General features: G+C 73.3%; 18 protein-coding genes and 1 pseudogene. 13 read left to right on the top strand and 6 right to left on the bottom strand.

All coding sequences use genetic code 11. The features are described from left to right. Positions 1-77: 77 nt before the first annotated feature. The 4 genes from ACWDR0_RS02740 to ACWDR0_RS02725 all read right to left on the bottom strand — a co-directional run bounded on the left by ACWDR0_RS02740 (position 78) and on the right by ACWDR0_RS02725 (position 3,441). Positions 78-872, bottom strand: coding sequence for an ABC transporter permease (locus ACWDR0_RS02740; protein WP_456349789.1), 795 nt, complete (start codon positions 870-872; stop codon positions 78-80). Continuing rightward, positions 869-1,888, bottom strand: coding sequence for an ATP-binding cassette domain-containing protein (locus tag ACWDR0_RS02735; protein WP_456349788.1), 1,020 nt, complete (start codon positions 1,886-1,888; stop codon positions 869-871). The genes ACWDR0_RS02740 and ACWDR0_RS02735 overlap by 4 nt, the downstream gene beginning before the upstream one ends. Before the next feature lie 91 nt (positions 1,889-1,979). Next, a complete protein-coding gene (locus tag ACWDR0_RS02730; protein WP_456349787.1) occupies positions 1,980-2,822 on the bottom strand; it encodes a DUF4097 family beta strand repeat-containing protein in 843 nt (280 codons plus the stop codon). Positions 2,823-2,907: 85 nt separating this feature from the next. Beyond that, positions 2,908-3,441, bottom strand: a complete 534-nt coding sequence (locus ACWDR0_RS02725; RefSeq protein WP_456349786.1) for a toxin-antitoxin system HicB family antitoxin — start codon at positions 3,439-3,441, stop codon at positions 2,908-2,910. 322 nt (positions 3,442-3,763) lie between these two features. Here ACWDR0_RS02725 and ACWDR0_RS02720 point away from each other — a divergent pair, with 322 nt between their 5' ends. Further along, positions 3,764-4,678, top strand: coding sequence for an NAD(P)-dependent oxidoreductase (locus tag ACWDR0_RS02720; RefSeq protein ID WP_456349785.1), 915 nt, complete (start codon positions 3,764-3,766; stop codon positions 4,676-4,678). Positions 4,679-4,857: 179 nt separating this feature from the next. Next, positions 4,858-7,755: a toxin-antitoxin system YwqK family antitoxin gene (locus ACWDR0_RS02715; RefSeq protein ID WP_456349784.1), complete on the top strand. Its 2,898-nt coding sequence runs from the start codon at positions 4,858-4,860 to the stop codon at positions 7,753-7,755. Positions 7,756-8,055: 300 nt separating this feature from the next. Here the strand turns inward: ACWDR0_RS02715 and ACWDR0_RS02710 are convergent, their stop codons facing one another. Continuing rightward, on the bottom strand, positions 8,056-9,657 hold the full coding sequence (locus tag ACWDR0_RS02710; protein WP_456349783.1) for an alpha/beta hydrolase: 1,602 nt from the start codon (positions 9,655-9,657) through the stop codon (positions 8,056-8,058). Positions 9,658-9,933: 276 nt separating this feature from the next. Here ACWDR0_RS02710 and ACWDR0_RS02705 point away from each other — a divergent pair. The 3 genes and pseudogenes from ACWDR0_RS02705 to ACWDR0_RS02695 form a co-directional block, all read left to right on the top strand. Beyond that, positions 9,934-10,644, top strand: a pseudogene (locus tag ACWDR0_RS02705) (response regulator transcription factor); the annotation flags it as partial. A gap of 284 nt (positions 10,645-10,928) precedes the next feature. Next, the gene (locus ACWDR0_RS02700; RefSeq protein ID WP_456349782.1) at positions 10,929-12,548 is read left to right on the top strand and encodes a sensor histidine kinase; all 1,620 of its coding nucleotides are present in this window, start codon (positions 10,929-10,931) and stop codon (positions 12,546-12,548) included. 918 nt (positions 12,549-13,466) lie between these two features. After that, the gene (locus ACWDR0_RS02695) at positions 13,467-14,555 is read left to right on the top strand and encodes a magnesium and cobalt transport protein CorA (protein WP_456349781.1); all 1,089 of its coding nucleotides are present in this window, start codon (positions 13,467-13,469) and stop codon (positions 14,553-14,555) included. 50 nt (positions 14,556-14,605) lie between these two features. On the opposite strand, the gene ACWDR0_RS02690 is transcribed toward ACWDR0_RS02695, so the two are convergent. Further along, positions 14,606-14,821, bottom strand: a complete 216-nt coding sequence (locus ACWDR0_RS02690; RefSeq protein ID WP_456349780.1) for a hypothetical protein — start codon at positions 14,819-14,821, stop codon at positions 14,606-14,608. Positions 14,822-15,027: 206 nt separating this feature from the next. On the opposite strand from ACWDR0_RS02690, the gene ACWDR0_RS02685 reads away from it, so the two are divergent. The 8 genes from ACWDR0_RS02685 to ACWDR0_RS02650 all read left to right on the top strand — a co-directional run bounded on the left by ACWDR0_RS02685 (position 15,028) and on the right by ACWDR0_RS02650 (position 26,654). Next, on the top strand, positions 15,028-15,945 hold the full coding sequence (locus ACWDR0_RS02685; RefSeq protein WP_456349779.1) for a hypothetical protein: 918 nt from the start codon (positions 15,028-15,030) through the stop codon (positions 15,943-15,945). Positions 15,946-15,960: 15 nt separating this feature from the next. Then, positions 15,961-16,761 carry a bestrophin-like domain gene (locus ACWDR0_RS02680; RefSeq protein ID WP_456349778.1) on the top strand — a complete coding sequence of 267 codons (801 nt, stop codon included), beginning with the start codon at positions 15,961-15,963 and terminating at the stop codon, positions 16,759-16,761. Between the two features lie 130 nt (positions 16,762-16,891). Beyond that, entirely contained in the window at positions 16,892-17,494 is a 603-nt protein-coding gene (locus tag ACWDR0_RS02675) for a CU044_2847 family protein (RefSeq protein WP_456349777.1), read from the top strand. A gap of 3 nt (positions 17,495-17,497) precedes the next feature. Beyond that, positions 17,498-19,909, top strand: coding sequence for a VMAP-C domain-containing protein (locus ACWDR0_RS02670; protein ID WP_456349776.1), 2,412 nt, complete (start codon positions 17,498-17,500; stop codon positions 19,907-19,909). Continuing rightward, complete coding sequence (locus tag ACWDR0_RS02665; protein ID WP_456349775.1) at positions 19,906-21,102, top strand: AAA family ATPase; 1,197 nt, start codon at positions 19,906-19,908, stop codon at positions 21,100-21,102. Before ACWDR0_RS02670 ends, ACWDR0_RS02665 begins: the two co-directional genes overlap by 4 nt. A 17-nt stretch (positions 21,103-21,119) precedes the next feature. Beyond that, positions 21,120-24,611 (top strand): SAV_2336 N-terminal domain-related protein, encoded by a 3,492-nt coding sequence (locus ACWDR0_RS02660; protein WP_456349774.1) that lies wholly within the window; start codon positions 21,120-21,122, stop codon positions 24,609-24,611. Between the two features lie 144 nt (positions 24,612-24,755). Further along, positions 24,756-25,835 (top strand): LLM class flavin-dependent oxidoreductase, encoded by a 1,080-nt coding sequence (locus ACWDR0_RS02655; RefSeq protein WP_456349773.1) that lies wholly within the window; start codon positions 24,756-24,758, stop codon positions 25,833-25,835. Positions 25,836-25,976: 141 nt separating this feature from the next. After that, entirely contained in the window at positions 25,977-26,654 is a 678-nt protein-coding gene (locus ACWDR0_RS02650) for an FMN reductase (RefSeq protein WP_456349772.1), read from the top strand. Positions 26,655-26,746: the final 92 nt, after the last annotated feature.

Raw genomic sequence — 26,746 nt, 5'->3', positions numbered from 1 at the left:
CCCCGGTCCGTACCGGAGCCCGCCGCCTGCCGCCCGCCTTCTGCCCTTTTCCCTATGCCTTCTGTTCGATCCGGGACCTACTTGGGGTCGCGGTTGAAGACCGACTTGGACCACAGGTAGCCGAGCGCGGTCAGCGCCAGGCACCAGGCCACCGCCAGCCAGCCGTTGTGGCCGATCTCGGTGCCGAGGAGCAGTCCGCGCACCGTCTCGATGGTCGGGGTGAAGGGCTGGTACTCGGCGATCGGCTGGAACCAGCCGGGCATCGCGTCGATCGGCACAAAGGTGCTGGAGATCATCGGCAGGAAGATCAGCGGCAGGGCGTTGTTGCTGGCGGCCTCGGCGTTGGGGCTGACCAGGCCCATGCCCACCGCGATCCAGGTCAGCGAGAGCGCGAACAGCGCCATCAGCCCGAAGGCCAGCACCCACTCCAGCACGGTGGCCCCGGAGGAGCGGAAGCCGATGGCGACACCGACGGCCCCCACGAAGACCACACCGATGATCGACTGGAGCACGCTCCCGATGGCATGCCCGGTGAGGACGGAGCCCCGGTTGATGGCCATGGTGCGGAAGCGGGCGATGATGCCCTCGGACATGTCCATCGAGACGGAGACCGCGGTACCGACCGTGGCACCGCCGATGGTCATCAGCAGCAGGCCCGGCAGGATGAACGCGATGTAGTCGGCCCGGTCGGCGCCGCTGCCGCCGATGCCCGCGCTCATCGTCTCGCCGAAGATATAGACGAACAGCAGAAGCAGCATGATCGGCGTGAGCAGCAGGTTCAGCGTCATCGACGGATAGCGCCGGGCGTGCAGGAGGTTGCGCCGCAGCATTGTGGTGGTGTCACGGACGGCGAGGGAAAGCGAGCTGCTCATCGGGCGTTCTCCTTGGCGGTGCCGGGGCGGGTGCTGGTGCTGGTACCGGCGCCGGAGCCGGTGAGGGCGAAGAAGACGTCGTCCAGGTCGGGGGTGTGGACGGTGAGTTCGTCCGCTTCGATCCCGTTGGAGTCGAGCCAGTCGAGGATGGCCCGGAGTTCGCGCTGGCTGCCGTCGCTGGGCAGTTGGAGGGAGAGCGCCGGGTCGTCGCGGCCGGCTTCGCGCAGGGCCCCGGCGGCCCGCTGGTAGACGGCGGGGTCGGTGAAACGGAGCCGGACATGGCCGCCGGGGATGAGCCGCTTCAGCTCTTCGGCGGTGCCCTGGGCGGCGATCCGGCCGTCGTTCAGTACGGCGATGCTGTCCGCGAGCTGATCCGCTTCCTCCAGATACTGGGTGGTGAGGAAGACGGTGACGCCGTCCGCGACGAGTTCGCGGATGATGCCCCACATATTGTGGCGGGCACGCGGGTCGAGACCGGTGGTGGGCTCGTCGAGGAAGATGATCCGCGGGCTGCCGACCAGCGTCATCGCGATATCGAGGCGGCGCTTCATACCGCCGGAGTAGCTCTGCGCGGGCTTCTTGGCGGCGTCGGTGAGGTCGAAGCGCTCCAGCAGTTCGGCGGTGACCCGCCGCCCCTCGCTCCGGGACAGATGGTTCAGATCCGCCATCAGCCGCATGTTCTCCTCACCGGTGATCAGCCCGTCGACGGCGGAGAACTGGCCGGTGACGCCGATCGCGGCGCGTACCGCCTGCGGTTCGGCCGCCAGGTCGTGCCCCGCGATCCGGGCCTCGCCCCCGTCGGGGGAGATCAGGGTGGAGAGGATTTTGACGGTGGTGGTCTTGCCGGCGCCGTTCGGGCCGAGGAGCGCGAACACGGTCCCGGCCGGGACGGCGATGTCGATGCCGTCCAGGACGGTCTTGTCGCCGTACGACTTGCGCAGACCGGTGGCGGTGACACCGGCGGACGACGGCCGGCCGTCCCCGCGCCGGGCGGTGGGAAGGGCGGAAGAGCGCATGGGGTGACTCCCGTTCGGGGCAGAAGATTCGGAGCAGAAGAGGGGGAGGGAGGGCAGGAAGGGGACAGGGCAGAGGGAAGGGCGGCGCGGGTCAGGACTTGGCGCGGAGGACCGCGATGCTGCCGAACCGGCTCCGGGCCCGGATCTTGACGGTGTCGTCGGCCTCTCCCGGGCCCCCCGACACGGTGAGCCCGTTACGGACCTGCCCGGCGCCCGAGTCGAGGTCCAGCCAGGCGGCCGTGCCCTCGCGGACCCCGATGTCGATGGCGCCGTAGTTGGTCTCCAGCTGGACGGTGCCGCGGGCCACCTCGCCGACCCGGACGGTGCCATGGGCGGTGGTGGCGGTCACCGAGTCCTCGGCCCGCCGGATCTCGATATCGCCGTTGGCGCCGTTGACCCGGAGTTCGCCGGTCGCGGCACCGACGACGGTGGTGCCGTGGGAGTTCTTCAGGACGGCCGCGCCGTCGATGAAACCGACGCGCAGACTGCCGGAGCTGGTGGTCAGTTCGGCCAGGCCCTCGACCCGGTCGACACCGATCGAACCGTGCGAGGCGGTCAGCTTCAGCGGGCCGGTCTCGTCGAGCCGTACATCGCCGGAGGAGGTCTTCACCCGGACCTCGCCGAACCGGCCTTCGCCGTTGACCTGGGTCCAGGCGCCGGTCAGGTCGATACCGGAGCCGGTGGGCAGTTCGACGACCACATCGACCACACCGGTGCGGCCGAGCATTCCGGTCTTGGGCGTCCGGATGGTCAGCAGCCCGTTCGCGAAGCCGACCTCGGTCTGCTGCGCCGTGCGTACGTCCAGGTCCTTCTTCTGCTCACGGGGCCGCACCTCGACGGTCGTGTCGGTGCGGTCGCTCGCGGCGAAGCGGATGGAGCCGGCCTCGACATGGGCGGTGACCGAGATGGGCGCAGGGGTGTCGTAAGAAGGCATGGTTGTTCCGTCCTCTGGAGTCCGAGTGGCGTCCCCGCAGGTGGGACGTGGTGTGAAGGAAGTAGTGGGGTGGGGTGGGGCGCGGTCAGCGCGCCCAGCCGGTGAAGCCGGTCCCGGCGTTCGGCACCCGCTCCGGCGGACGGTGCGGTCCACCGCTCGCCGCGGTGGACACCGCCCGCACCACCCAGGCGTTCACCGAGAGGCCCTCGCGGCCCGCGGCCTCCTCGACCCGGGTCTTGAGCCGGGCGGGAAGCCGCAGATTGACGCGGGCGGTACCGCTCTCGTCGCCGTCGGCGGGCCCGGGCTCCGGTACGGGAGCGGGCTCCGGCAGCGGCCCGCCGAGCGGCTCCGGCCCGATGGTGGCGCCATCGCGGCCGGCGGGTGGCGTCACCACAAAGTCGGGGTCGAGACCGCGGAGGCGTACCTCGACCGAGCCGGGGGCGAGTTCGCGGGTGATCTCGCCCATCGCGGCGGAGAGCAGATTGAGCATGGCCAGCCGGGTGGCCGACTCCAGCGGGGCATCGAGCCGCTCCGCCAGTTCCAGCGTGCCGGCCCCGCTGACTCCTGCGGCCGCCGCAAACTCCCGGCGGACCGTTTCGACATACGGTGTGAGGTCCATGGCCCAATCTTGGCACCTCGATGGCGCCATTGGCAACCCGTTTGGCGCCGCAGTTGAGCCAGGGCGGTCGGATACGGGCCTGAGCTGGGGAAATGCCGGCCGTCGATTTCGCTACGGGGCCGCGAGGGGTGCCATTGCCCCCTGCGGGCCGGTCCATGGCGCCGCCGGATGCCATCTGGCGCCACCCCGCCCCGCCCGGCGCCACCCCCTCTCACTAGAGCGCTCGCTCTAGTGGCGTGCTACAGTCGCGGCAGCGCTCTGGATAGAGCGCTCGTTCTAGAGCTGGCAGAGCCGGAATCCGGAACCGAACAGAGGAGCCCTCATGTCTGCGTCCACCACCGCCCCGTCCGCCACCACCGCGCCCGCCGTCCCCGCGCCCGTCACCGTCATCGGCCTCGGGCCCATGGGTGCCGCCATGGCCGAGGCGTATCTCGCGAAGGGCCACGAGGTCACCGTCTGGAACCGCACGGCCGCCCGGGCCGAACCACTTGTCGCCAGGGGCGCCAGGCTCGCGGAGAGCGTGGAGGCCGCTCTCGGCGCCAACGAACTGGTGGTCCTGAGCCTCACCGACTACGACGCGATGGACACCCTGCTGAAGCCCGTCGCGGACGCGCTGGCCGGCCGGACCGTCGTCAACCTCAGCTCGGACACCCCCGAGCGGACCCGCGAGGGCGCCCGCTGGGTGACCGCCGCCGGTGCGGAGTTCCTGGCCGGCGGCGTCACCACCCCGCCGTCCGGCATCGGCGACCCGGAGACCACGTACACCTTCTACAGCGGGCCGCGCAGCGCCTTCGACCGGCACCGGGACACCCTCGGGGTGCTGACCCGGCCCGACTACCAGGGCGAGGACCCCGGTCTGGCGGCGCTGATGTACCAGATCGGCATGACCATGTTCTGGACGTCGATGCTGAGTTACTGGCAGGCGATCGCCCTCGCCGACGCCCATGGCCTCAAGGCCGCCGATGTGCTGGGACACGCCCGGGAGACGTTCGCCTCGCTGGATATGTTCACCGGCTTCTACGCGGAGCGCATTGACGCCGGGAACCACGGGGGCGACGTCGACCGCCTGTCGATGGGCACGGCGAGCGTCGAGCACGTCCTGCACACGATGGCGGACGCGGGCGTGGACACCACACTCCCGCAGGCGGTGGTGGACCTCTTCCACCGCGGTATGGCCGCGGGCCGCGGCGGCGACAGCTTCTCCAGCCTGCTGGAGCTGGCGAAGGCGGGGAAGTAGCGGGCGGCGCGCCCGGCCGGCCGGTCCGGGGCGCCAACGTTCCCGGAGGATGCCCGCGTTGTCGGTGCGGGCCCCTACGATCCCGTCGCATCACCGATCGCACGATCCACGGGGGCACATCGGTGTGGGTTCACTCGCGCGCGACCGACCGCGGTCCGTGACCGGCAGGAACGAGGAACATGACGATGGGCAGAGCCACCACCCCCGAGCACTCCGAAGGACCCGAGCACTCCCAAGGACCCGGGCAGTCCGGAAGCCCCGGGGACCCCGAACTCCCCGACGGCATACCGTCCGGAGCCGTCCCGGAGGACGACGGCAGCTGGGCCTTCGGGGAGACGGGTCCCGAGGGGAAGACGGGAGTGTGGCGCTACTGGTGGGACGACGGGACCTTTGCGGAGACCAGCAACTGGCGTGCGGGCAGGCTGCACGGCGAGCACCTCCGGTACCACACGGACGGCTCCGTCGCCTGCGAGGCGGAGTGGCAGGACGGCAAGCGGCTCCGGAGCGTCACGTACCGCGCGGACGGGCCGACCCGGGAGACCGCCATGGACCCGCTCCCGGAATCGGTCCGGCGCATGCTCCAGGAGTTCGACGAGGACGGGTACTTCGTCCGGCAGCGGTTCTGGACCGCGGACGGCGAGGAAGTCGACCTCGACGGCGAGCCGATCCCGCCGCGTCCCGCGAACGTACCGGAGGCCGCCCAGCACGCCACCCGGCACCAGCACTGGTACCACCAGCGCTTCGAAGCGGGCGGGGAGGAGCGGAGCATCGGGCTCCACCGGTTCTGGGAGACCGACGGCACCCTGAAGGGCGTCGAGTACCACTCCCCCGACGGCGGACTCCTCGCCCAGTACAGCGCCGGCGGCCGGAGCAAGGGCAGTCCGCTGGTCGAGGCGGACCGCGCCGGGGACGCGCGGGCGGTCGAGGAGTGCATCGCCCTCGGCTTCGGCGCCGCCCCGGGCGCCGCCCTGCACGCGGCCTCCGCCGGACGCGCGGCGCTGGCCCTGCGGCTGCTCGCCGGGGACACCGGCCCGGCCCGCCCGGAGTTCACCGATCCGCGGGAGGAACCGGAGCGCCGCGACTGGATACCGGACGGAGCCGTCTGGGTGGCGGGGCTGAACTCGTGGGTCACCGGCGAGACCGACCCGGCCACCGGCCGGGCTCTGGGCACCTGGCGGCTGTGGGAGAGCAAGCCGTTCCTCGGCGACGACCAGCCGATCGTGGTCGAGTACGCGGACGGGCTGCCCGCCAGCCGCCGCGAGTACGTGCCGTGGGACCACGACCGGCTGGAACAGGAGCGGACCTACGGCTCCGACGGCGGCGAGGTGCTGCACCGGAAGTACGACGGCGGCCGGCGGCGCTCCGAGACCGAGCGGCTGCCGGACGGCACCGTCGCGCACCGGCGCTTCGACCGGGAGGGCCGGGTCGAGCGGATCGAGCGGGACGGCGGCCTGGTCGCCGAGGTGTGGTGGTCCGCGGACGGCGTCCGGCTGGCCGAGGTCGGCCCGTCCGAACTGCTGGTGGAGGACGAGCCGGTCGAGTGGTGGCGCGGGCTGGACGCCTCGGGCGCGATGATCGCCGAGGGCGCGGTACGGCCGGGGCCCAAGGGGCGCCCGGTGGGGCGGTGGAAGCTGTACGGCGTGGACGGCGCCGACGGCACCGAGCGCGCCGTCGTCCGTTTCGAGGGCTCCCAGGGGTCTCAAGGGTCCGCGGGGTCTCAAGGGTCCGCGGGGTCTCAAGGGTCCGCGGGGTCTCAAGGGTCCGCGGGGTCTCAAGGGGCCGCGGGGTCTCAAGGGGCCGCGGGGTCTCAGGGTTCTCAGGGGTCCGACGGGATCGACAAGCGGCGCCAGGGGGACCTCGGGCACTTCGCCCATGCCCTGCACACCTGGCGCACCATGCCGGTGCCGGACGTCCTGGCGGGCATGGACGGTGTCGAGTGGGGGAAGTACCAGCCCTTCTTCGGCGACCGGGAGGCCTACCCCTTCCTGCTGAAGGGACTCGCCGTCCCGGACCCGCTCGCCTCGGCCCATGCGCTGGCCACCCTCTGGGACGGGGTGCTGCACCAGCACACCGTCTCCGAGATCGCCGGTCCGGCGCTGCGGTTCGTGATCGCCCTGGCCGAAGCCGGGCCCGACGAGGTGTCCCTGCTGGAGCTGATCCTGCACACCGTCACCCGCGACGGCAGCCTCGACGCGACCCGGCATCTCAAGGAAACCTTCGCCACGGCGGCCGGAGTCGCGGACCCCGTGCGGCACTTCGGCGAGCACGGCGCGGAGGGCGCGTACCACGAGATCTATACGTGTCTCGGCGCCGCGACCCCGACCTGGGCCCGGCTGGCCGCCGGGGGGCCCGGCATCCCGTCCGGGGTGCGGCAGATCGGCTATCGCCTGCTGGCGGCCGCCCCGGGCGAACCCGCCGCGGACGCCCTGCGCTCCGTGCTGGCGGACGAGACCGGGCTGGACTGCGAGCGGGACGGCGAGCGCGACGGCGAGCGGGGCGGCGGGCGCGACCGGAACACCCTGGCCGAGCTGCTGCTCTGTCTGGCCCTCGCGCCCGGTGACGCCACCCGGGACCTGGTGGAGCCGTTCCTCACCGACGAAGATCCGCTGCTGCGGTTCTGTGCGGCGCTCACCTGGGTACGGCTCGGAGCCGGCCCGGTCGACCGGGCCCTCCCCACGATCACCGGTGCGCTCTCCGGGCCGGACGCGCTGGAGGACTTCGGCGCGCTCTGGTTCGCCGAGGGCTCCGCGTCCACCGATGCCGTCGGGGCCCTGTCCCAGGTACCGCCGGAGCACTCCCGGGAGTTCATCGGGCAGATGTGCGGCCTGGTCGCCGAAGCGCCGTCCCTGCTCGCACCCGACCTCGCCCGGGCCCTGCTCGACATCGTGTTCCCGACGGAGGCGTACGTCCAGGGCGAGCCGCTCACGGCGGAACAGCGCCGCGTGGTCAAGGTGCTCGCCGGCACCGTCGCCGACTCGAACGTCATCAACATCGATATGAACGAGGTGCTCCGTTACAACGGGCTGCCGTGCACGGCCCCCGAGTTGCTGGCCCTCTGCGCGCCGGTGAAGGAGTAGCGGGCGGACCCCGGGGCGGGTTGCCGTGCCGCCCCGGGCAGCCCCGCGCCCACCCCGATCCGTACGGCTGCCGGACCGGGGCGGGCGGGAGGGGAAGAGCCCTTCGGGCGCGGACGGCACGGACCAGCGAGACGATCAGCGCAGGGTGCGGCTGGCCGCTTCCGCGGCCCGCCCGGCGCTCCCCCCGGCCCCGTCCCCGAGGACCGCGCCCCGGGGGAACAGGATCCGGAAACGGGATCCGTTCCCCGGCCCGCACCCCCGTGTCGGGCCGGGGGAAGGACCCCGGTACTTCTCTATGCGTCAGGCCCCACAGGAAATGTCACGCTCCGGCCGCACTCCCGTCTTCAGGAAGGCGGTCACCGCCGCGTCGCCGCAGCCCTTCCCGATGTCGTTGAGGTAGACCCCGTGGCCGCCGCGCTCGACCGTCACCATCCTCGCCCGGTCGCCCAGGGCCTGACGCATCCTCACCGCGCCGAAGTGCGGTGTCGCCGGGTCCCGCCGGGCCTGGATCATCAGGATGTTCGACGGGCCCTCGCCGGTGATCCGCACCGGCTTCTCCCGCTCCTCGTTCTGCCAGAAGGCGCACGGTGTGATGTTCTCCGATATGCCGCCGGTCAGCGGATACCGCGCCCGGTCCCGGGCGACCGCCCGGGCGTATCCGGCGACCGAGTCCGGCCAGGTGACGTCGTTGCAGATGACCCCCACCCAGACGGCCGCGTCCCGGTCGTCGATCGGCTTCTTCAGATCGCCCGGTATCGCCACCACCGCCGCCGGGTCCCGGGCATCACGGATAAGCCGGGCCAGGGCGGGGAAGGAGCTGTCGCTGTAGAGCATGGACCACACTCCGTTCCGCAGTCCGGCGCCGGTCAGCTCGACCCCTTCGGTGTCCGTCTTCTCCTTCGGCACCCGGTCCAGCCGGTCGGCCAGCGCGATCACCAGCGAGCGGACCTCCTCAGGCCGCTGTCCGAGCCGCAGGCCCGGCTCCTGGCCGGGCGCCTCCCGGGCCGGGTCGGACGCCCAGGCCGCGAAGTCGGCGAACCGCTCCTCCACCGCCCGTCCGGTGTTCGCCAGCCAGCCGCGGGCGACCCGCCGGTGGTCCGGGTCACCGCTGGCGTCGAAGACCAGCCGGTCGGTGCGGTGGGCGAAGCGCTGTGCGTAGACCGCCGCCACATAGACGCCGTACGAGCTGCCCCAGACCGAGAGCTTCTCCTCTCCCAGCGCCTGCCGGAGCCGGTCCATGTCCCGGGCCTGGTTGAGGGAGCTGAGGCTGCGCACCCCGGCGCCGCCGTTGCGGGCGCAGGCCTCGGCGATCCGCCGGGACCGGGCGGTGTTCGCCGAGATATCGCCGCCGGCGCCGGGCCAGGAGCGCAGCCGGTCCAGCCGGAGGTCCTTCTCGTCGATACCGCAGGACACCTTGGTGCTGCCGGCCACGCCGCGCGGGTCGAAGGCGACCAGGTCGTAGGCGCCGCCCAGCTGGGCCCGCAGGGCGTCCGCCCGCTGGGTCAGCCGCTGCACCCCGGAGCCGCCCGGGCCGCCGGGCACCACCATCAGGGTGCCGCGCCGCTCCCCCGGGGAGGCGCTGAGCACCCGGGAGACGGCCAGCTCCAGCACCGGGCCGCCCGGATCCCGGTAGTCGACGGGGACGGTCAGCGTCGCGCACTCCTGGCCCGCCGGGCCGCCGGGCCGGGCGCAGGGGGTCCAGGTCAGCGCGGGCGGCGGGGCGGCCCGGGCGCCGGTGCCGGAGGCGCTGCCCGGGGCGGGGGCGGCCCCGGCGGGGGCGGTGCCGGTGAGCACGGCCGAGGCGAGGGTGACGCCCGAGACCAGCAGGGCGGTACCGGCCCGGCGGGGGCGCAGGGTGCGGGAACGCAGAGCGCGGGAACGTAAGGCTTCGCTTCCGATCATGGGTCCAGGCTCCCCGGAACAGCCGCCTCGTCCCATCCGGCAGCCCGGCCGACCCGCCCTCGGGTTAACCCCCGTCCCCGGCGCCTCTCCACCGTGATCCCCGCGCTATCACGGCCCGACAATCCCGGCACAATGCCAGGAGAAAGCCACCACCCCCACCGAATCATGAAGTCGCTGTGAAGCCCGCCCCTTTTGTCATGCTTCCGGTGCGTAGAGTCGCCCAGCGCGGCCGGAAAGTCCGTGCCTGACAGGGGATTTCACAGGGAGGGAGCCGTCGTGACGCCGCGCATTCTCGTCGCCGAGGACGATGTCAAACAGGCCCGGCTGATCCGGATCTACCTGGAACGCGAGGGCCATGACGTCCAGGTCGTCACCGACGGCCGGACCGCCATCGACCGGACCCGGGCCACCCGCCCCGATCTCGTCGTCCTCGATGTGATGATGCCGTTCGTCGACGGACTCAACGTCTGCCGGGTGCTGCGGATGGAGTCCCGCGTCCCCATCCTCCTGCTCACCGCCCGCACCACCGAGGAGGACCTCCTCCTCGGCCTGGACCTCGGCGCCGACGACTACATGACCAAGCCGTACAGCCCCCGCGAACTGACGGCCCGGGTGCGCGCCCTGCTGCGCCGCGCAAGCGCCGTACCGGACGCCCCGACACCGGTGCTCCGGGTCGGCGCACTGGAGGTCGACCCCGACCGCTACGAGGTCCGGATATCGGGGGAGCCCATCCAGGTCACCGGCAAGGAGTTCGCGATCCTCCAGGTCCTGGCCCAGTCACCGGGCCGGGTGTTCACCCGCGCCCAGATCATCGACCGGGTCTTCGGCTTCGACGAGGGCGTGCTGGAACGGACCGTGGACGCCCATGTGATGAACCTGCGGCGCAAGCTGGAGGCCGACGGCCGGTTCCCGCGGGTGGTGGAGACGGTGTACGGGCGCGGCTACCGGCTGGCCGTACCGGAGACGGAGCCGGGACCGGGGCCGGGGCGGGACGCGGGACCGGAGGCACGGCCGGGCGCGGGCGGCCCCGGCCCGGCGGGGCGTACGGATGACCTGTTCGCCGCCCGGCCGGGCGACCACCCCGGGCAGACCTACGGGCAGAGGGGCGGGCAGACCGGCGGGCAGAGCGGCGGGGGGCAGTCCGGCGGTGGGGCGTATCACCGGCCGGACTCCGGCTACGGGCACCGACGCGGACCGTGGGGCGACGGTCCCTGGGGCGACGGCTTCCGGGCCCGCCACCATCCGGACCACGGCCCCGGCGACTTCGCCCCATGAGCTTCCGCATCCGGGTGCTCGCCCTGCTGCTGCTCGTCGCGGTCGCCGCCTGCGCCGCGACCGCGTGGCTGACCTGGCGGCAGACGACCGGCGCCGTGGAACAGCGCGTCTCGGCGGGGCTGGCCGAAGAGACCCGGATCACCGCGGGACTGCGGCAGTACGGTGCCACCCACGGCACCTGGGACGGCGTCACGGCCACCGTACGGCGGCTCTCCCGCGACACCGGGCAGCGGATCCGCGCCACCACCGAGAACGGCACCGTACTGGCCGATTCCGACACGCTCGACGGCGGCACGGCCCGCCTGCCGGGCCGCACCCCGTTCGTGGTGGACGTGCTGCCCGACTTCCGCCCGCCCGCCGGTACCGGCCGGGTCGCCCGGATGGAGAACACGGTCCAGGAGATCGGCGAGTACAGCGCCGGTATGCGGTACGCGGCCTGTCTCACCCGGGCGGGCGCCGAACCGGTGGTCCGCTACACCCCGCGCGGCACACCGTCGGTCCGTACCGACCCGTCCCGCCCCCAGTGCCGGCCGGTGAAGCCGCCCGCGCCGCACGCCGTCGTGGTCGGCGCCGCCCAGGCGTGTCTGGGCCGGGACAGTACGGGCATCGACACCTGCCTCCAGCAGGTGTTCCGGGAACACGTCCGGAGCGCCGCGCCGCCCCGGCTCGAAGTCCGGCTCGGAGTGGGCGACGAACCGCCGCCGGGCCCGTCCGGCACTTCGGCCGTGGGGGTCGCGACCGGGGTGGCGCTGGCCGTCGCGGCGGCCGCGCTGCTGCTGAGCCGGACCGTGCTGCGCCCGGTCCGCGCGCTGACGGAGGCGACCCGTTCGCTCGGCGAGGGGGACCTCGGACGGCGCGTCCCGGTCACCGGCCGGGACGAGATCGCGGAACTCGCCCGCGACTTCAACCGGATGGCCGCCTCGCTCCAGCGGTCCGAGGAGCGCCAGCGCCGGATGACCGGCGACATCGCCCATGAACTGCGGACACCCCTGTCGAATCTGCGGGGCTATCTGGAAGCACTCCAGGACGGCTATGTGGAGGCGACGCCGGAGCTGCTGGACTCCCTCCACGAGGAGGTCATGCTCCAGCAGCGGATCGTCGACGACCTCCAGCAACTGGCCCTCGCCGAGGCGGGCGCGCTCACGTACCACCGCTTCGACACCGACCTCGGCGAACTGCTGGAGACCTGCCGGACCGCCCATCTGGCCCGCGCCGAACCTGCGGGCGTCGCCCTCGCCCTCGAAACCGCCGCCGGGAACGCCCCGGTCCTGGTCCACGCCGATCCGGACCGGCTGCGCCAGGCCGTCGGCAATCTGGTCGCCAACGCGATCCGCGCGACACCGCCCGGCGGGTGCGTGACCCTCTCGCTGACCACCAACGGGCCTGCGGCGCTGCTCCGGGTCCGGGACACCGGCACCGGAATCCCCGCCGAGGACCTGCCGCACCTCTTCGACCGGTTCTGGCGGGCGGACGCGGCCCGCGGCAGGCTGACCGGGGGCAGCGGGCTGGGACTGTCGATCGTCCGGCAGATCGTCCACGACCACGGTGGGACGGTGCAGGTGGAGAGCACGGTGGGTACGGGTACGACCTTCACCGTCGCCCTCGACCGCCTCTGAGCAAACGGAGGGCGCGGGGCGGCGGGGGCGCGAGGCCACGGGCGTGCGCAGCCGCGGATACGGCGGGCAGCACGCACAACAGGAGGCCCGGTCGCGCGGCGAGCGACCGGGCCTCCTGGGTCTGTGGGTGCGGGCCCGGCCGGGCGGCGGACGGCCGGGCTCCCCTGACACCGGGTGGTGGGGCACCGTACGGCTCCGGGGCTTCCCCTCCCGGCCCGTACGGTGCCCGGGTCCCTCCGCCGGATCCGGGCGTGGCTCGCGCCCGCTCCGCGGAAGGACCTTCTCACTTCATCCGGGCTCTGGCCCGGTACCCCGTCCGGGATCGGCCACCCGCCCGTGACCGCCCCCGTGCGGCCCGTGCGCCGTGAACGTCGTGGTCCGGCTCTCCCGGTTTCCCATGTGCCGGACCACCCTCCCGAAGGTTCCGGCCTCCCGGACCGGACACCAGGACTGTAGGGCCGGACTGTTGAAGAACCTTTGAAGACCCGTTGAAGAACCCGTCAGATATCGGCCGCCCGCTGAGTAGGCCTACTCAGGCGCCCGCCGCACCGCCCGCCCTACGGTCCCCTCATGCGCACCGGTATCCAGCGGCAAGGGCGCCCGCGTACGGCAGTCGTCGCGGCCCCGGCCGCACTCGTCCTCACCGCGCGGCCGGGACGGCCGCCCGGAGGCATCCTCATCCGCCGGGCAGGCATGGCGGGCCGGTCACCGGGGCACTGAACCCGCAGGAAACCGGCGCCCCGCCCCGGCCCGGCACCGGAACCGGCCCCCCACCAGCACCGACACCAGCACCCGCACCCGCACCGACACCGACACCGACACCGACACCGACACACCCGTACCGCAGCAACGGCAGCGACCTCGGCCACCGGACGAACCGGCCGGCCCGCGGAGCGGCCCCGCAGAAGGAGCACCACCGTGCCCGTCATCCGCCGCATCCGGCGCGCCGTTCGCCGCGCGTACCGGAGCAAGGTCGACCTCTCCCACCCGCGGCGCTCCCCGCTCGGCAGCACGGTGATCAACTGTGTGGTGTACGAGGACGGCGAGCGGCGGCGGTGCCACGGCACCGCGGCGGACGCGCTGCGCCAGGTACGCAAGAGGGGCCGCGGCTTCGTCTGGGTCGGCCTCCACGAGCCCACCGACCTGGAATTCGCGGGCTATGCCGAGACGTTCGGGCTGCATCCGCTGGCCGTCGAGGATGCCGTCCACGCCCATCAGCGCCCCAAGGTGGAGCGGTACGGCGACACCCTGTTCGCCGTCTTCAAGACCTGTGTCTACGTGGCCCACGAGGAACTCACGGCCACCAGCGAAGTCGTCGACACCGGCGAGCTGATGGTCTTCACCGGACCCGATTTCGTGATCACCGTCCGGCACGGCCGGCACGGCTCGCTCGGACCGGTGCGCGAGGCGCTCGAAGCCGCGCCCCGGCGGCTCGCCAAAGGCCCGGCGGCCGTGCTGCACGCCATCGCCGACCGGGTGGTGGACGACTATCTCGCGGTCGCCGACGCCGTCCAGGAGGATGTGGACGCCGTCGAGAACGTGGTGTTCAGCGAACGGGCCCAGCGCGGTGACTCCGGCCGGATCTACCAGCTCAAGCGCGAACTGCTGGAGCTGCGGCGGGCCGCGGGTCCGCTGGAGCGCCCGCTGCTCGGCCTCGCGACCCGTCCCGAGCCGCCGGTCGACGCGGATATGCAGCCGTACTTCCGCGATGTGGTCGACCATCTCGTCCGGCTCAACGAGCAGATCGCCGGATACGACGGGCTGCTCGACTCGATACTGCAGGCCCATCTGGCGCAGGTGACCGTCACCCAGAACTCCGATATGCGCAAGATCACCGCCTGGGCCGCGATCATCGCCGTACCGACCATGGTGTGCGGGGTGTACGGCATGAACTTCGAGCACATGCCGGAGCTGAAGTGGCGGTACGGCTATCCGCTGGTCCTCGGGATCATGGCCGCGGCCTGTGTGGTGATCCACCGCAGCTTCCGGCGCAACGGCTGGCTCTGACGCTCCGCCCGCACCGCGCACAACGCCCGTGACACCCGCGGTGCCGGCGGCTATATCACCGTCACGAACAGCCCCAGCGAGAGCGCGGCGAGTACCCCGCCGTACACCGCGAGCCGCAGCGAACCCGCCTCGTCGGACGGTTCGGTGCGGCCCGCGCTCGACAGCCGCAGGGCGGCGACACCCATGAACAGCAGTGCGCAGAAGGTGAGTCCGGCGACCGCGAAACCGGCCCCGGAGCGTGCCAGGTCGATCAGTGATTCACTCACCCGGCGAACCTCTCACGGGTATCCGGTGCCCGCATCCCGGAGTGCTCCGTCCGGCTTCCCCCGCGCGCACGCCCCGGCGCCGGGGCGTGTATCAACCGCTGGAACAGCAGTGATGCGCATGTGGGTGGCGCCTCCGACAAATGTCTTATTCATCAGTCGAAGTGATAGTGCTACCTGTGTCCCTGCTGCGCCCATAACGTGCTGATGTGGCCCGATGGGAGCAGTTGAGTGCAGTGACGATCGCGACGGTCCTCCTCGGATTGCAGGGGACCGGTGCGGCCGTTGCCGCGAGCGGAGATCGGGATCCACAGGCAACACAGGCGCCCCGGGCAGCGCAGTCGGCACGGATAGCGCAGGAGGCCCGGGACGCCCAGCAGACACGGGACGGCGGGGGACGGGCGCACACGTCCCCGGCCGTCCCGCGTGACCGGGCCCCGAAGCCGCTGCCCTCGTTCGCCGTCGGCGCCCGCTCGCCGAAGCCTGTGCCCTCGTTCGCCGCGGGAGCCCGCATCCCGCAGCCCCCGCCCTCGTTCTCCGTCGGCACCCGGGTGGGACTCACCGTGCCGGGGCTGATCTGCCTCTCCGCGCAGGTCTCGGCGACCGGGCCGTTCCCGCCGCGGATCTCGGTGACGATCCGGCTGCGGTTACTGACGCACTGCCCCAAGCCGCCCAAACCCACAAAGCCGCCCAAACCCACGAAGCCACCGAAGCCGACCCCCTCGCCCACCCCCACCCCGACGCCTACCCCGACGCCCACACCCACCCCCACGCCCACCCCCACGCCGAGTCCCACCCCGGCCCCCACACCCGCACCGACGCCGACGCCGAGCCCGAAGCCGCGTCCTCCGGCGCCCCCGCCCCGGCCCGCGCCCGAGCCCGAGCGGATCGCCGCGCCCGCCCCCGTACCGCCGCCCGTGGTCCGGCGCACTCCGCCGCCGAAGCCCGCGCCCACCCCTTCGCGCAAGCCCGTCAGGCCCGTCCCGGTCGCCCAGGACCTGCCCGCCTACCGGCCGCCCGCGTCGCAGACCGACCGCGAGGGCCTGCCCCTCGTCGTTCTGGTGCTGGTCACCACCACCCCGGCCGTACTCGCCGCCGCGCTGCTGAAGCCGCGGCGGAGCCGCTGAAACGGGAGACACCCCATGTCCGAATGGCTGGTCCTCGGAATCGTCATGGCCGCGGCCACCGCGGTCGTCGTCGCCGTCACCCTCCTCAACCAGCGCAGACGGAGCCTGAAGGAAGCCAGAGGTGAGGAGTTCGGCCAGGACGGGGTGGAGACTCCGGACGTCCTCGAATACATGACGATGATGGTCGGTGTGGTCTACGCGATCGTCCTCGGCCTGGCCATCGCGGGCGTCTGGGAGGCCCGCAGCGCCGCCCAGGACGAGGTCCGGCGCGAGGCCCAGGCCCTGCACGAACTGGTGCAGCGCGCCGAGGTCTTCCCCGCCGACTACCGGGCCCGCCTCTCCAACGACGTCGACGACTACGTCTCCCATGTCGTCCATCAGGAGTGGCCCCGGATGGTCGACGGTGAGGACGTCAACGACCGGGGGGCGGAGCTGATCGACGAGATCCGGGACGATGTCGCCTCGCACGCGCCCCGGGGCGAACTCCAGTCCCAGGCCTACCAGCCCATGCTGGACCGGGTGGCGATCACGGACGAAGCCCGGAACGCCCGGATCCAGAACGCCGCAGCCACCCTGCCGGGAGTGGTGTGGTTCGGGCTGATCATCGGCGCGCTGGTGACGGTCGGGCTGATCTTCACGATGAACATCGGCCGCAGCTACCAGGAGTTGCTGCTTGCGGGCTTCTTCAGCGCTCTGATCGCCTTTCTGCTCTTCCTGGTCTGGGATTTCGACGCACCGTTCGGACGCTCCGGTACGGAGTCGGCGGATACCTTCCGGATGCTGTTCCCCGGCGCCGCGGGCACCCCGTCCGGCTGAACCGGCTGAACCGGCCGGACCGGCGGCCCCGGCGGTTCCTATGGGGAGAAGGGCGGTCAACCCGGTGCGCGACGCGACGAGTTGTCCGAACTCATGGGTCCGGGCACGGGCCACTGGGCACAATGTGCGCGTGGCCCATTCCGCGGAGTTCCAGTTCGAGGACGGTACGCCCGTCCGGTTCCTGCTCGCGCCCGGCCCGTTGGCCGTCACGGCACCGGAGGTTCCGGAGCCGGCCGACGAGCCCGACACCCCGTCGTACGGACCGGACGAGGACGACGACCTCCCGGCGGGCATGGGCCCGGCGGTTCCGGTCGCCCGCGGGGACCGGGACCGGGACCGGGACCCCGGCGCGGGCGATGACGGCGACGGCGGAAGCGGGGACCGGCGGGCCTCCGGCCGGTTCGCCTCCTATGTGGGCGGCACGCTCCGCGGCGCCCTGCGGCCGGTGGGAGCGCTGCTGGAGGAGGTCCACCACACCGTCACCTCCGTCCCGCAGCCGCCGTCCGAGGTCAGCGTGGTCTTCGGCGCGCAGGTCGGCCAGGATCTGAAGCTCGGCATCGTCGGGGGAACGGGTCAGGCACATCTCACCGTCACCGCCGTCTGGTACCCCGGGCAGCAGGACCGGCAGGACCGGCAGGACCGGCAGAACCGGCAGGACCGGCAGAACGGGCAGGACACGGGCACCGGCACCGGCACGGGGGCTCGGACGGACACGGCCGCCGGACCGGAGTGACCGATGGGCTGGTTTCTGCGGGGGACGCCGGAGACCACCAAGGATCCGCTCGGCTGTCTGGCAAGCATCCGCCGCGACGATGACGGCAAGACCGCGGGCGGCGGACTCTTTCTGGCCCCCGACACCGTTCTGACCTGCGCTCATGTCATCAACGACGCACTGGGCCGGGCCATGTTCGAAACCCGGGTGCCCGGACCGGTCGAGATCGCCCTGACCGTTCCCGGCCCCCGGGGCGGCCGGGACACCTGCACCGCCCGGGTCGCCCACTGGATACCGCCGCGCCCCCGGAAAGGCAGCGGGCCCGTGCCGCCGGGCGCCCGGGAGTGGCTGGGCGACCTGGCCGTGCTGCGCTTCCCGCCGCCGAGCACCGACGGCGGCAGAAAGACCACCGTCGGGCGAGGCCCGGCGCTGGAGGAAATGGAGGCCGGTCAGCAGGTCCGGCTCTGGCACGGCACCGCACGGCCCGGCACCTTCGCGGACGCGACGGTCGGCCATGTCGGCCCGGACATCGGCTATGTCGACGGAGCCGCCACCGGCATGGCCGTGGACCGCGGCTTCAGCGGCGGCCCGCTCTGGTCGAAGGACGACACCGCGTTCGTCGGCCTGGTCGTGGCGCACTACATGCCGCCGCCGGGCCCGGACGGCGGGCCCGAGGCGTACAGCCCCCAGCATCTGGTCCGGCGGAGCTGGTGCATCCCCTGGCAGCGGATCGAAGCCGAACTGCGGGCGGTGGGCGCGCTGCCCCCGGCCCGGCCGGCCGCCGTCGAGAAGGACGACCCGGCCGCCGTACTGCTCTCCCAGGCGCTCTACGACCTGATGCCGTCGGCCAACAGCCGGGCCGAGCACGGCGCAAGGCTGGCGAAGATCTTCGGGCTCCGGGTGCCCAGCCAGATCATGGCGCCGTCGGCGGAGGAGTTCGCGGAGTTCCTGCTCCGGGAGCCCCGGGCGCTGGCGGCCTTCTCCGAGACCACCCGGCATACGGACCCGGGCTCGACGGACCGGCTGCTGGCGGCCGGGGCGCTGTCGCCGGTGCCCAGGCTGCTCTCCCCGGAGGAGCACCGCAGGCTGCACCGGCTGCTCCACGAGACCGAAACGCCGGTACGGTCCCGCTTCGCCGAGGCGGCCCGGGCCGCACTCCCCATGGCCGCCCCGCTGCGGCCCCAGTGGGTGCGCGGTCCCCTTCCGGAGCAAGGGCCGGAGCCGGGGCCGGGGCCGGAGGGCGGCACGGGGTACGACTGCGCGGTGCCCGGGGCTGCGGAGGACGTCCGGCCGCACGGACCGCACGGACCACGGGAACCACAGCCGCCGGACGGCGCGCCCGGACCCCACGGCTCCCGGGGCTCCCGCGACTCGCACGGTACGCAGGACTCCCCCGGCCAGGAGGCGGACCCGGCGGGCTGGACACCGACGCTCGACGAGCTGATCGACCATCTGGAGACCCTGCACGGCGACAGCCGCTCCGACGGCTACGGGCCCCGGGTACCCGCGCTGCTGCGGGTCGTCGAGTATCTGGCCGTGCTCTGTTCGGCGCCGCAGTGCGCCCGGTTCCGGATCTGGTCGGACTCGGTCGCGGTCCGGCTGGGCATTCCGCGCTCGGCGCTGGGGGAGCGCCGGATCGACGCCAAGGAGTGGCAGCGGGCGATGCGCGGCCGCCGGGCCCGGGTCAGGGTCCTGGTACAGGTGACCCGGCAGGACCTTGAGCGCTACCGGCTGCGCATCTGGTGCGACGAGGGCGCCGGCCCCCGCCAGGTGTCGGCGTCGGCAGCCGTCCCGTACACCGGTCCCGAGGCGGCGCGGGAGCTGCTGCGCGTGCTGGAGTCCCTCGACCCGGCGTCGGTCGCCGAACAGCAGCCGATGGTGGAGGTGCTGGTGGATCCGTCGGGGCTGAACCTGCCCATCGACGAATGGGAGGGGATGGGTCCGGGCGATCTGGTGCCGGGGATGCTGGGCGCGGAGTTCCCGCTGGTGGTGAACTGCCCCGAACTCCTCCGCCGCCACGAGCGCTTCCTGCCCGAATGGCGGCGCCGGTGGCAGCAGTTGGACTCCGGCACGACGCTGGTCTTCTCGGACGGGGGCTTGGGCCGCCGGGAGATCTACGGCACGCTGATGGAGCGGCTCGACGCGGTACGGGTGTCGGTGGAGGTGCCCGCCGGACTGCGGGACGAGATCGTGCAGCTCTGTCTGGCCGTGGGGGTGCCCGTGGTGATGTGGGACCGGAAGGGCGGGGAGACCTCCCATGCCGCGGGGCAGATGGCCCGGGTCGCCACCCGCGAACTGCCCGAAGGGGTCCGGTCCTACCGGGCCAAGACGATGTACCTGCCCCGGGAGTATCCGGGGCGGCCCGTGCTGGCCTGGGCCGACGCCGACCGCACCGTGCCCCGGCTCCATCTGTCCGAACCCGTGGAGAGCGCATGAACACCCCAGCGGCAGGATCCGGACCGGTGGCCGGGGCATCCGGCAGCGGCAACGGCAGCGGCGGGGACTGGCGGCTGTTCCGCGGCAACGGCCGGGCCCGGTCCGTCGACTTCCCGGCCGCGCCGCCGTGGCGCCGCTTCACCCCGGCCGTCCGGGCGGACGGCCCGGGGGCCGACACGAACCCCGGGCAGGCGTCCGGGGAGGGGGCGACCGGGCCGGACGGCCGGTCGGCGCTGCCGTACCTCATCCAGCCGAAGCATGCCGACGTGGTGAACGCGGCGCTCCACCTGCGTCGTCCGCTGCTGGTCACCGGCCCGGCCGGGACCGGGAAATCCTCGCTGGCGCGGGCCGTCGCCCATGAACTCCGGCTCGGCGAGCTGCTGCGCTGGCCGGTCAACAGCCGTTCGACCGTCCGGGACGCGCTCTACCAGTACGACGCGATCGGACGGCTCCGGGAGACGACGCTGCACCGGGACCGCGGGTCCGGCTCCGCCGGGGACCCGGACGGCGGCGGTTCCGGTGCCGCGGCCGATCCCGGAACCGGCACCGGAGACGGAACCGGCATCGGAACCGGAGGCGGAGGCGGAACCGGAGGCGATAGTGGCGAGGGCGGCGGGACGGAGCCGTCCATCGGTACGTTCATCCGGCTCGGCCCGCTCGGTACGGCCCTGGTGCCGTCGCCCCGCCCACGGGCGCTTCTGGTCGACGAGATGGACAAGGGCGATGTCGACCTGCCGAACGATCTGCTGACGGTCTTCGAGGAGGGGGTCTTCGACATCCCGGAGCTGACCCGGCTGCCGGAGGAGTTCGCCGATGTCGAGGTCCAGACCGCCGACCGGAACGGGACGGTCCTGGTCCACCGGGGGATCGTCCAGTGCGAGGAGTTCCCGGTCGTCGTCATCACCAGCAACGGCGAACGCGACTTCCCGCCCGCGTTCCTGCGGCGCTGTGTGCGGCTGTATCTGCCGGTACCGGACGAGGAGCAGCTCCGGGCGATCGTCGCGGCCCATCTCGGCGAACCGGCACTCGGCGAGGCGGACGATCTGATCGAGACGTTCCTGCGCCGCCGGGCACCCGGCGAGCTGGCCACCGACCAGTTGCTGAACGCGGTCTTCCTGCGGGTGGGCGGTGTCGACCTGGACGCGGACGGCCTCCTCGACGCGGTGCTCCACCAGCTGACCGGGTCCATGTAGGCGGGCGGGGGCCGGAGATGACGGAGGAGCGTCCAGGACCCGAACCGGTCCCCGCCCCCGCGGCCGCCCCCGAGCCCGGGGCGCGGCTCGGGGAGCTGCTCGGGGTGCTGCGGGCGGCCGGGCGGGAGCTGGACGCGGAGCAGGTACTCGATGTGCTCTGGCTGGCCCGGCTGCTGCCCGCGGCCGCCCCCGACGCCCCGCTCGCCGCCCCCGCGGCCGCCGCGCCGCCGCCCGCCGGGACCGAACCGGCGGGGGACGGGCCCGACCGGGCCCCGGCGGCCGGGGACGAGGAGTCCGACGGCCCCCGGATCGACGCTCCGGCGCTCTACGCGGCCGCCCGGCAGCGGCCGGTGCCGCGGGCCGCGCCCGAGGCGGAGGCGCGGCGGTCCGCCCCGCCGCCCGGACGGCCCCGGCGCGCGCTGCCGGTACTGGTGCCCGAGAGCAAGGCCCTCGCCGACCAGCTGGAGCTGGGCCGCGCGCTGCGTCCGCTGCGCCGCCGCCGGGCCAGCCCCGACAAGCTGGAGATCGACGTCGAGCGGACGGTCGCCGCGCTCGCCGAGACCCGGGTCCCCGATGTGGTCCAGCGGCCGGTGCGGGAGCGCTGGCTGCGGCTGGTGCTGCTGGTCGACGACGGTCTCTCGATGCTGCTGTGGCACCGGCTCGGGGCCGAACTCCGCGGGCTGCTGGTCCGGCTCGGGGCCTTCGCCTCGCTGCGGGTCCACGGACTCGACAGCCGGGCCCGCGGCGGCCCGCGGCTGCGGGCCCGGCCGTTCCGGGAGGACAGTTCGGAACTGCCGCTGACCGGGGTGAACGACCCCTCGGGCCGGACCCTGGTGCTGGTCGTCAGCGACGGTATGGGGACGGCGTGGCGCACCGGGAGCATGCATGCGCTGCTGCGGTCCTGGGCGGCCCGGGGCCCGGTCGCGGTGGTCCACACCCTGCCGCCGGAGATGTGGGAGGCGTCGGGCGTCCAGGCGGACCGCTGGCTGGTGACCACCCGGGCCACCGGTGGCGCCAACACCTCCTGGGAGATCGCCGATCCGGTGCTGCCGCGCGGTCTCACCGTTTTCGACGGGGTGCCCGTGCCCGTTCTGGAGGCCACCCCGCCGTCGCTGGCGCGCTGGTCGAGGCTGCTGGTGTCGCCGGGGGCGACGGCCGAACTGCCGCTGCTGGCCCGGCCCAGTGTGCGGGGCCCGGTCTCCGCGTCGGCGGTACCGGCCGGTGCGCAGCACTTCCGGGACGCGGCGACCCCGGAGGCGTACCGGCTCGCGGCGCATCTGGCCGCCGTGGCACCGCTGTCGGTGCCGGTGATGCGGCTGGTGCAGGAGGCCGTGCCGTGGCGGGCCGACACCTCGCATCTGGCGGAGGTGTTCCTGGGCGGGCTGATCCGGCCGCATCCGGCACCGGTCCCGGCCGGGGACCCGCTCCCGGCCAAACACCGGATCTTCGACTTCACGGAGGAGTCGAAGGCCGCGCTGCTGGACGCGGTGCCACAGGCCGAACTGCTGCTGACGGGCCGCCGGATCGGGCGCAGGCTGGAGCTGCTGGCGGGCCGTTCCCCGGACTTCCCGGCCTGGCTGGCACACCCCTCGGGCCATGCCGACCTGCCCGCGGGACGGCGCCCGTTCACCCATGTCGAGCAGAAGCTGCTGAGCCGGTTCGGGGTGCCGCTGGACTCCTCGGCGCGCCGGATCGCCCCGCCGTCGAATCTCGCCTCGTCGCCGGAGACCGCGGTGGGGCACGGCGGCTGGCGGCCGCTGCGCCCGGAGGATCCGGAGCGGCTCGGCCCGTACCGGCTGACCGGCTGGCGCCCGGGCCGGCGGACCCTGGTCTACCGGGGGCAGGACGGGCAGCAGCGGGCGGTGGTGGTGCGCGTACCGCGGCCCGACCAGCCCGCGGCCACGGCCCGGCTGCTCGATACGGAGGCGGAGGCACTCACCCGGCTCGACGGCCGCTATGCGCCGGTGCTGCTGGGCCGGGGCACGGAGGGCACCACACCGTGGCTGGCGATGTCCCCGGTCGCCGAGGACGACGAGCCGGCCGCCCAGCCGCCCCGGATCAGTGATCTGGTGGACGAAGCGGCCTATACGGGCCGGCCGCCGTTCGGCACCCTGCCGGGGCTCTTCGCGGCCTGGCAGCTCGCCAGCGCCGTCGATGTCTGCCTGGTGAACGGGCTGGTCCCGGCGTCGCTGGCCGCGGACAGCGTGTTCGTACTCCGCCGGTCGATCGTGCTGGGCGATCTGTCGGACTGCGCGATCGACGGGGAGTACGCGGGGACCGGCCCGGTGCCGGTGCCCGCGGACACGGTGCACGCGCTGGGCGAGCTGCTCCAGATCATCAGCACCCGGGTCGGGGATTCGGTGCGGGAGCTGCCGGAAGGCATGCACAAATGGCAGGGCGGCACCTGGGACCTGCTGCGCTCGACGGTGCTGCGCTGTCTGGACCCCGATCCCGCGAACCGGCCCACCGCGGGTGAGCTGGCCGATCTGCTGTCCCGCTATCTGGCGATGCACCAGGTGCAGCACACGGGCGGGACGGGGGCGACGTCGTCCGCACCGCCTTCCGGGCCGGGCACCACGCTCCTGGCCCGCCCGGGGCCCGCGGGCGGGCCGGAGGGCGCCGGGCCCGGCGTCCCCGCCGTGCCGGACGGCAGGCCGGAGCTGGTGCCGCCGCGCTCCGCGCTCCGGCACGGGCTGATCAGACTGGGCCGGTTCCAGGGGCGCGGGGGCCCGCGCCGGGCCGAGGACCGGGCGCTGCTGGAGTCGCTGCGGGCGCCGCTGCCGCACGGGCTCCGGGTGACGCTGGCCGGGGGCCGGATGTACGACGGCCGGGCCGGTTTCACGGTCGCGCTCGGCTCGGTGCTGGCCGCGGTGCGCGGGGAGCCGGTGCTGGCGCTGGACGGCTCGCCGGTCGAGGGTGCGCTGGAGCAGTGTCTGGTGGCGGGGCGGAATCCGGCGTCGTGGAAGGAGTTCGCGGGGCTGCCGGACGGGGCCTCGTACGAGGAGATCAGGGCGCGTACGACGGCCCTCCCGGCCGGTCTCGAAGTGGTGGCGCACCACCGCTACCGGACCTTCCGGGTGAATCCGAGCCACCCACAGGAGTACATGAGGGTGCTGGCGCTGACCGCGCCGTACTACTCCTTCGTTCTGACGGACTGGGCGGGCGCGCTCGACGGGAGCGCGGCGGTGGTGCTGAACCATACGGACCGGCTGCTGGTGTACGGCCGGAGCGGGGAGATGGCGGAGGCCGACCGGACCCTGGCCGAGCTGCGGCGGTCCGGCCGCGACGAGCAGTGGGACCGGCTGTTGCTGGTGGTGACCGAGGGGCTGCGGTCCGGAGCGGCCGATCCGGACGCGCTGGCGGAATCGGCCGGGATACGGCCGGACCAGGTGGTCGTCGTTCCGCGGGAGCAGCAGGCTCCGTACCGCTTCTGGGATCTCGAAGGGCTGCCGCCGGCCACCGTCCGGGGACTGCTCTCGGTGGCGAAACTGCTGGTGACAGGCGTGTGACAAGCGCCGGGGCAGGGGTCTGAGCAAGGCTGGAATAGACCGTTGGGGGGACCCGTTGATAGGGTTAGTTCAACGTTCAACCAATACTCCTCCGAAGGAAGCCCGCCGGCCCTTCGAAGAGACCGCAGCCGGGAGGCGAGCGCCATGCAGTTCGGCATCTTCACCGTCGGTGATGTCACGACCGACCCGACCAACGGCAGCACGCCGACCGAGTACGAGCGGATCAAGGCGACCGTGGCCATCGCGCAGAAGGCTGAGGAGGTCGGGCTGGACGTCTTCGCCACCGGCGAGCACCACAACCCGCCCTTCGTGCCGTCGTCGCCGACGACCCTGCTCGGCTATGTCGCGGCGCGCACGGAGAAGCTGATCCTGTCCACCTCGACGACCCTGATCACCACCAACGACCCGGTGAAGATCGCCGAGGACTACGCCTACCTCCAGCATCTGGCCGACGGCCGGGTGGACCTGATGATGGGCCGCGGCAACACCGGACCGGTCTATCCGTGGTTCGGGCAGGACATCCGCCAGGGCATCCCGCTCGCCATCGAGAACTACGCACTCCTCCACAGGATGTGGAGGGAGGACGTGGTCGACTGGGAGGGCAAGTTCCGCAGCCCGCTCCAGTCGTTCACCTCGACCCCGCGCCCGCTGGACGGCGTGCCGCCGTTCGTCTGGCACGGCTCCATCCGCTCCCCGGAGATCGCCGAGCAGGCCGCGTACTACGGAGACGGCTTCTTCCACAACAACATCTTCTGGCCCATGTCCCACACCAGGAAGATGGTCGAGCTGTACCGCAAGCGGTACGCGCACTACGGGCACGGCACGCCCGAGCAGGCCATCGTCGGGCTCGGCGGACAGGTGTTCATGCGGAAGAACTCGCAGGACGCGGTACGGGAGTTCCGCCCGTACTTCGACAACGCGCCGGTCTACGGCCACGGCCCGTCCCTGGAGGACTTCAGCGAGCAGACCCCGCTGACCGTCGGTTCGCCCCAGCAGGTGATCGAGCGGACCCTGTCGTTCCGTGAGGGCGTCGGGGACTACCAGCGGCAGCTGTTCCTGATGGACCACGCCGGACTGCCCCTGAAGACCGTGCTGGAGCAGCTCGACATCCTCGGCGAGGAGGTCGTGCCGGTGCTGCGGAAGGAGTTCGCGGCGCTGCGGCCCGAGGGCGTACCGGAGACCGCGCCGCTGCACCCCGCCGTCACCGGGGCCGACGCGGCCTGAACCGGAAGGCGGCCGGGGCGGGTCGGGGCGGGCCATGCGTGCCCGCCCGGCCCCGCCCCGCCCGGCGGTAGCCCCCGCCCGGCCCGCCAGGGCCCGTAGCAAGCAGGCCCGTAGCAAGCAATACGAGAAGGAGAAGAGGACATGACCATGAAGCTGGTGGTCGTCTCGGCCGGACTGAGCGTGCCGTCGTCGACCAGACTGCTCGCCGACCGGCTGACCGAGGCCGTACGCCGTTCCCTGGCGGAGACCGCCGGGACGCCGGACGTCGAGGTCCGGGTGGTCGAACTGCGCGACCTGGCCGTGCCCATCGCCAACAACCTCGTCACCGGCTTTCCGCCGCCCGCACTCGAAGCGGCCGTGGAAGCGGTGACCGGGGCCGACGGGCTGATCGCGGTCACCCCGGTCTTCTCCGCCTCGTACAGCGGCCTTTTCAAGTCGTTCTTCGATCTGATCGAGCCGGACGCGCTGACCGGCAAGCCGGTGCTCATCGGGGCGACCGGCGGCACCGCCCGGCACTCCCTGGTGCTGGAGCACGCGATGCGGCCGCTCTTCACCTATCTGCGCACCGAGACCGTGCCGACCGGCGTCTACGCGGCCTCCGAGGACTGGGGCGGCAGCGGCGACCCGCTGACGGACACCCTGCCGAACCGGATCGTGCGCGCGGGCGGCCAGCTGGCCCGGGCGATGACGGCGGCCTTCCGGGCCCGGGCGGACGGCGGGGCCGACGAGGCCCCCGGATTCGCCGCGTTCGACGGCGCGTTCGGCGGCCCGGACGGGAACGGCGCTGGTACGGCGCTTGCCGGACTGCCGCGGGCCTGACCGCCCCGGCGGCCGGGGACCCGGCCGCGATGATGACGGACGGCACCGCCTCCGACATCACCGCGGCCGTTAACCCCTGCTGAATGTCGGAC

This window comes from Streptomyces sp. NPDC003691 (assembly GCF_053981115.1).
This window is presented reverse-complemented; position numbering and strand designations above follow the sequence as displayed.